The sequence below is a fragment of the Kitasatospora sp. MY 5-36 genome, from assembly GCF_001182915.1.
Taxonomy (GTDB): Bacteria; Actinomycetota; Actinomycetes; order Streptomycetales; family Streptomycetaceae; genus Kitasatospora.
Window position 1 is genome coordinate 1 of record NZ_LFVW01000624.1, and the last position, 6,763, is coordinate 6,763.

Consider the following 6,763-nt stretch of genomic DNA (forward strand, 5'->3'; position numbering starts at 1 on the left):
CGGCGCGCCCGCCCCCGACGCCGGCGCCTCGGGAGCCCCCGCACCGTCCAAGCCCGCGCCGCCCGCCGACGCCGGACTGCCCGCCAAGCCGGGCGCCGACGTGACGGCCAAGCTGGTCTCCGCGCTGGACGCGATCGACCCGGCGATCGTCGGTGGCAAGCCGGACCAGGCCGTGGACCGGGCGCGCAACCAGTGCCAGTCGATGTACCAGTTCCCCAAGGACAAGCAGAAGCTGGCGGACCTGGCCGACCAGCGCTTCACCTCCGCCGACCACCCGCAGGGCTTCGGGCCGGACACCGCCACGAAGATCAACGACGCGCTGCTCGCCACGCTCTGCCCGCCGTCCCGCTGACCTGCCGATCCGCTGGTCCGCTGGTCCGCTGGCCCGCAACACCATGATCCGCCCGGTGTCCTGAGCGCCGGGCTGCCGTGGCCGCGCCCCTTTCCGGGTGCGCGGCCACGGTCTTCTCGTTTCCGGCACCCCTCACCGCCGCCCCTCGCCGCCACCTGGAGTGTCCGACACCGTCCTCCCAGCGGGCCCCACCGGCGGCCCACCCGTCCCGACGCCGGTTCGCCCCCCTTCCGTCGCGCGGGCCGTGTGCTGACGAACTGTTAGGACTCTTGACAGACCAGTGGTCTAGTCCAAACATAAGCATGTCGATCCGACCGGGATGCACTGTGGGGGTGTGACCACCGGCGGCTGAGGCACTGCCATGCCCTGCCATGCTCCGCTCCACCCCCGCTCCGTACGGCGCGCGCTTCCGCACGCCGCCCGCGTCCACGCGAGTCGGTGGGCCTTCGCACGCCCGCACGCCCCCGCACTTCCCCGTACTCCCGGTTCCGACCCGGTCCCGGGGCCGCCGCCGACCCCACACGGCCGCCCCACCCGGACCGACCGCACCTCCCCAACGTCCTGCCCCACCAAGTCTGTTGGAGAATCCATGCGCCTCCGCCGAACAGTCCAGGCCGTGTTGACGGCCTGCGCCACGCTGGCCGCCTCGGCCGGCCTGGTCGCCGCCGGGACGAGCTCCGCCCAGGCCGCCACCCCGCTCCCCAGCCGGGTCTTCGCCCCCTACTTCGAGTCCTGGACCGGCCAGAGCCCGGCCCAGCTGGCCGCGCAGTCCGGCGCCAAGCACCTGACCATGGCGTTCCTCCAGGCCGCCACCAAGGGCTCCTGCACACCGTACTGGAACGGCGACACCTCCAAGCCGGTGTCCTCCTCCACGTTCGGCGCGGACATCGCGACCATCCGCGCCAACGGCGGGGACGTGATCCCGTCCTTCGGCGGCTACACCGCCGACAACACCGGCACCGAGATCGCCGACAGCTGCACCGACGTCAACCAGATCGCGGCCGCCTTCCAGAACGTGATCACCACCTACGACGTCAGCCGGATCGACCTCGACATCGAGGACAACTCGCTGACCAACACCGCCGGGATCGACCGCCGCAACAAGGCCATCAAGCTCGTGCAGGACTGGGCCGCCGCCAACGGGCGGAGCATCCAGTTCTCCTACACGCTGCCCACCACCACCTCCGGGCTGGCCAGCAGCGGTCTCGCGGTGCTGAAGAACGCGGTCAGCAACAACGCGCGGATCGATGTCGTCAACATGATGACCTTCGACTACTACGACAACGCCGCCCACGACATGGCGGCCGACACCCAGACCTCCGCGCAGGGCCTCTACAACCAGCTCGCCAAGCTCTACCCGTCCAAGACCCCCGCCCAGCTGTGGGGTTCGATCGGGATCACCGAGATGATCGGTGTCGACGACTTCGGTCCGGCCGAGACCTTCACCCTGGCCAACGCCACCACCGTGTACAACTGGGCGGTCTCCAAGGGCATCAACACGCTGTCCTTCTGGGCCCTCCAGCGCGACAACGGCGGCTGCCCGGGCACGGCCGGCAACGACAACTGCTCCGGGATCGCCCAGAACACCTGGGACTTCACCCACGTCTTCGCGCCGTTCACCAGCGGCTCGACGGTGAGCAACGACTTCTCGGTGTCGGCCAGCCCGAACTCCGCCACGGTCGCGGCCGGTTCGTCCACCTCGGCCACCATCGCGACGGCCGTGACGGCGGGCTCCGCGCAGAGCGTCAACCTCACGGTCAGCGGCGCCCCGGCCGGCGTCACCGCCACCGTCACCCCCGGCAGCGTCACCGCCGGCAACAGCGCCACGCTGAACATCAGCACCACCTCCTCGGTGACGCCCGGGAGTTACCCGATCACGGTCACCGGCTCGGCGGCCTCCGGCAGCCACACCGGCACCTTCACCCTGACCGTCACCGGCACCCAGCCCGGCAATGACTTCTCGGTCGCCGTGAACCCGAACTCCGGTACGGTCGCGGCTGGTTCGTCCGTCTCGGCGACCATCTCGACGGCGGTCACCGCCGGCTCGGCGCAGAACCTCAACCTCGCGGTCGTCAGCCAGCCCGTCCCCGGCATCACCGCCACCATCACCCCCGGCAGCGTCACCGCCGGCAACAGCGCCACCCTGAACATCTCCACCAGCTCGGCCGTGACTCCGGGCACCTACCCGCTGGGCATCAGCGCCACCGGGGCCTCCGGCAACCACATCGCGTCCTACACGCTGACCGTCACCGGGACCACGCCGACCACCGGCCTGGTCAACGGCGACCTGGAGAGCGGCAGCCTGGCCCCGTGGACCTGCCAGAGCGGCGGCGCCGTGGTCTCCACCCCGGTCCACTCCGGCACCAAGGCCCTCCAGGCCGCGGCCACCGCCGCCCAGACCGGCGAGTGCGCGCAGACCGTCACGCTGAAGCCCAACACCAGCTACACCCTGAGCGGTTGGGTGCAGGGCAACTACGCCTACATCGGCGTCAACGGCGGCGCCACCGCCAGCGCGTGGGCCAACTCCTCCGGCTGGACCAAGGTGTCCGTCCCCTTCACCACCGGCGCCAACGGCACCGTCTCCGTGTACCTGCACGGCTGGTACGGCCAGGGCAACGTGTACGGGGATGACTTCTCCATCGCCTGAGACCGCCCCGGGTGGTGAATGACGATTGACGAGTAACGGATAACGGATGACAGCTGACAGATTTCAACATCTGTCAGCTGTCATCCGTCTTCTGTTCGCTGTTACCCGTTCGCTGTCATCCGTCCGCCGTCAGTCGTCCGGCCGCGGCCTGCCGCCCGTCTCCTGTCAGCCGCCCGCCGCCGCCCGCATCCGCTCCGGTCGGCACAGCGCCAGGTAGACCACCGTCGCGAGCACCCCGCAGACCAGGACCACCAGCGCCAGCAGCACCGCCGACGGCTGACCGCCGAGGCTGCTCAGCGGCGCGACCACCGCGGCGCACAGGAAGTTGCCCGTCCCGAGCAGCGCCGACGCCGTACCCGCCACCTGCGGCTCGACCAGGCCGAGCGCCTGGGCGGCGGTGTTCGGCAGCAGCACGCCCAGGCTGCCCATCATCACGAACAGCGGCGGGCAGAACCCGGCCAGCCCGAAGTCCCACACCGTGGTCAGCAGCACCAGCGCCACCCCGGCGGCGACCGCCGCCGCGAGGCTGCCCAGCATCAGCACCCGCTGAGTGAAGCGCGGCGCCAGCACGCGCCCGTTCACCTGGGTCATCACCACGATCGCGAACGAGTTCAGCCCGAACAGCAGACTGTAGGTCTGTGGCGAGACCTGGTACACGTGCTGGAGCACCGTCGACGACCCGCTGATGTAGCCGAACAGCGCCCCGAAGGCGAGGGAGCTGGTCAGCGCCAGCCCGAGGAACGGCAGGTTGCCCAGCAGCCGTCCCATCGTCCGCAGGGTCGCGCCCACCCCGCCGCGGTCCCGGGTCTCCGGCGGCAGCGTCTCGCGCAGCACCCCGAACGAGACCAGGGTGAGCAGCAGCCCGAGCGCCGTCAGCACGCCGAAGGTGCCGCGCCACGAGGTGAACCGCATCAGCTGCGCGCCGATGATCGGTGCGAGGATCGGCGCCAGCCCGGATATCAGGGCGATCGAGGCGAGGAAGCGCAGCAGCGCGACGCCCTGGAAGCGGTCCCGGGAGACGGCGCGTCCGATCACCAGCCCGGCGGAGCCGGCCGCGCCCTGGACGAAGCGGGCGGCGATCAGCACGGCCAGGTTCGGCGCGAACACGCACACCACGCTGGACAGGGTGTAGAGGACGAGCCCGGCGAGCAGCGGCACCCGGCGCCCGTAGCGGTCGCTGAGCGGCCCGAAGAGCAGCTGCCCGGCGGCGACCCCGAACATCGAGAAGGTCAGGGTGAGCTGGACGGCGGCCGGCTGGGCGACCAGGTCGTCGGCGATCGCGGGCAGGCCCGGCAGGTAGAGGTCGGTGGTGAGCGGACCGAGCGCGGTGAGGCCGCCGAGGGCGGCGATCACGGCCCAGCCGGGACGGGTCTGGCCGGTGGCGGGTGCGGCGACGGATGCGGGGGCGGCGGTGGTGGCGGCAGCGGTCGACGTGTCGTCGGTGGGGCCGACGGTCGGGCCGGGCATGGTTCTCCTTACGGACGGGCGACGTGGGGTTCGTTCGCGCTCCGTCCTACCGCAGCACGGTCCGGTTCCGACAGCGGGGGTACGTGCTGTCCGGCTGCGGGGGTGCGCCGGGCGGATCGCCGGGCGCCCGTTTCCGGCCCGCACACGGCGACGGCCCGCCCGCACCTTCCGGTGCCCGGCGGGCCGTTCCGTTCCCCGGTCGCGGCGACCAGGAGTGCTCAGAGGTGTTCAGGGGTGTTCAGGGATTCCCGGGAATGGTCAGGAGTACTCGGGTGCCCGCCGGACTCAGCGCTTGGCGACGTGCTCGGCGCGCAGCGCCGCCTGCACCGCCGCGCCGTCCTGCCACGCGTAGAGCTGGTTGCCGGTCAGCGCCACGTTGTAGTACCCGCAGGTGCCGATGACCTTGGTCGCGACGCCCTCGGGGAACCAGCCGGCCTTGAGCGACTCCGGCACCGGGTGCGCGCTCTTGCCCGGCTGCCCGGCGGTGCAGCCGACGGGCAGCCGCTCCTCCGGGAGGGTGGCGCGCAGCAGGCGGTCGTCGCCCCTGGTGGACATCAGGTACTTCACCCCGGAGGCGTTGTCGGGCAGCCAGGTCGGCATCGACCGGCGGTCGGCCTTGGCCTGGGTGCCGGTCTCGTACGAGCCCTGTTGCTGGTGGTGCTCGTCGTACCAGTCGGACACCCGCGGGCCGATTGCCACGGCCGCCACGGCGACGGCCATGCCGGTACCAGCGACTCCCAGCGCGACCTTGCTCACGATGCCCTTCATGCCCGGCTGTCCTCTCCGTGTCGTGACCGGTGCGGCCGTCGCCGACCGCTCGTCTCCGCCGCCGGCGGCCGCTCAGGTCCGCGTCGCCGGCCCGGTCGGCGTGCTCCACCGTCCGGTGCAACCATCGTGGCCCGTCCCGACCCGTCGGATCGTCACCACCAGGTCGCGATCTTGTCTCCAACCCACGGGGTACCTTCTCCACCTTCAGGCGTATGTCCTTCGGCAGGGACCCTGAGGCCCGCAGGTCCGGGGCCCCGCGGTCTCGGACGCGTGCCGCTCCGGCGCCCAGGCCGGCACGCCCGGGTCGAGCGCGGCCCGAGCCCCGGTCGAGCCTCGCTCAAGCCCGGCGCCGCCGCAGCCCGGCCTGCTGCACCCGGGGGCACCGGTACCCCCGGATCGCGGACCGCCCGTCGCTCAGACCGCCGCCGGTACCGGCCTGGCCAGCGGGAACGGGCGGCCGTCGAGGGTCCAGTGCGGGTCGATCGGGCGCAGCAGGGAGGCGTACACCTGCGCGGCGACGTCCGGGTGGCGGATCTCGCCGGTGGGCGGGCCGGCCGGGATGCCGTGCCCGGCGCAAGCGACCCAGGCCGTCCGCTCCTCGACCGTACGGCCGCCGTGGCCGCCGGCGTCCACGTGCCCGTGGTCGGTGACGACGATGACCGTCCACTGCTCCTCGGCGTAGGTCGCCCGGCCGCGGACGGCGTCGAGGAGGCGGCCGAGGCGCTCGTCGGCGGTGCGCATGGACGCGCGGTACTCGTCGCCGCAGCCCAGGAAGTGGGCGGTCTCGTCGACGGCGCCGAGGTAGACGAAGGAGGCCTCCGGGTCGGCGGCGCCGAGGACGTGGACGGCCTCCCGGACGACCTCCTCGTCCACCGCCTCCCAGGCCTCGGGGGTGTCCTCGGCGGGGGCCACGTAGGAGAGCCGGCCGGGGGCGCGGAACAGCGGGCCGCCGGACTCGTTGATCATCAGCGGGTCCCAGCCGGCCGCGACGAAGGTGCGGCGCCGGTCGCCCCGGGCGAGGCGGGTGGCGAAGTCGGGGAACACGTCGAGCCGGTTGCCGCCCAGGTGGTTGCCCCAGACCCCGTGCTTGGCGGGCTCGACCCCGGTCACGATGGTGGTCCAGCACGGCCCGGACATGGTGGGCGTGCCGTCCGCGACGGTGACCGGCACCAGGAACCCGGCCTCGGCGACCTCCTCCAGGCGCGGCATCGGCACCTGCGCCAGGTAGTCGTGGCGGACACCGTCGATCCCGACGACGAGAACGCGGGGGCGGGGCCACTGGGCAGCGGACATGGGACGTTCCTTTCGGTCGTGCGCACCCGGCCGCGCCCGCCGAGGGCGCCGCCGACCGCGCCATGCTCCACCGACCGCCGTACCGGTCGGCGTCACCTCACCGAACGCCGGGTGTCCACAAGGTGTCGGAAGCGCGCCGGGAAGCCGCCGGGGCGGTCCGCGGCCGACGGGGGCCGTACGGAACGGGCCGCCCCGCCGACCGTGCCGACGCCGCGGGCTCCGGGCGGCGGGCTCCG

General features: G+C 72.8%; 5 protein-coding genes. 2 read left to right on the forward strand and 3 right to left on the reverse strand.

The genetic code is table 11. The annotated features are described in order from the left end of the window. Both AE652_RS31945 and AE652_RS31950 read left to right on the forward strand, forming a co-directional pair. Window positions 1–352, forward strand: a 352-nt coding sequence (locus AE652_RS31945; RefSeq protein WP_053112373.1) for a hypothetical protein, incomplete at its 5' end; no start/stop codon positions are given. Window positions 353–941: 589 nt separating this feature from the next. Further along, window positions 942–2,999 carry a glycosyl hydrolase family 18 protein gene (locus AE652_RS31950; protein WP_049657915.1) on the forward strand — a complete coding sequence of 686 codons (2,058 nt, stop codon included), beginning with the start codon at window positions 942–944 and terminating at the stop codon, window positions 2,997–2,999. A 165-nt stretch (window positions 3,000–3,164) separates the two neighbouring features. Here AE652_RS31950 and AE652_RS31955 read toward each other — a convergent pair whose 3' ends face one another. From AE652_RS31955 to AE652_RS31965, 3 genes are all read right to left on the reverse strand, one after another. Further along, complete coding sequence (locus tag AE652_RS31955; protein ID WP_049657919.1) at window positions 3,165–4,466, reverse strand: multidrug effflux MFS transporter; 1,302 nt, start codon at window positions 4,464–4,466, stop codon at window positions 3,165–3,167. A gap of 285 nt (window positions 4,467–4,751) precedes the next feature. After that, window positions 4,752–5,234 carry a hypothetical protein gene (locus tag AE652_RS31960; RefSeq protein WP_049657923.1) on the reverse strand — a complete coding sequence of 161 codons (483 nt, stop codon included), beginning with the start codon at window positions 5,232–5,234 and terminating at the stop codon, window positions 4,752–4,754. A gap of 414 nt (window positions 5,235–5,648) precedes the next feature. After that, window positions 5,649–6,527 carry an alkaline phosphatase family protein gene (locus tag AE652_RS31965; protein ID WP_049657926.1) on the reverse strand — a complete coding sequence of 293 codons (879 nt, stop codon included), beginning with the start codon at window positions 6,525–6,527 and terminating at the stop codon, window positions 5,649–5,651. Between the last annotated feature and the right edge of the window lie 236 nt (window positions 6,528–6,763).

Excerpts from the sequence above, each read along its gene's own strand:
- AE652_RS31950 (WP_049657915.1), top strand. The coding sequence starts at position 942 with ATGCGCCTCCGCCGAACAGTCCAGGCCGTGTTGACGGCCTGCGCCACG.
- AE652_RS31955 (WP_049657919.1), bottom strand. The coding sequence starts at position 4,466 with ATGCCCGGCCCGACCGTCGGCCCCACCGACGACACGTCGACCGCTGCC.
- AE652_RS31960 (WP_049657923.1), bottom strand. The coding sequence starts at position 5,234 with ATGAAGGGCATCGTGAGCAAGGTCGCGCTGGGAGTCGCTGGTACCGGC.
- AE652_RS31965 (WP_049657926.1), bottom strand. The coding sequence starts at position 6,527 with ATGTCCGCTGCCCAGTGGCCCCGCCCCCGCGTTCTCGTCGTCGGGATC.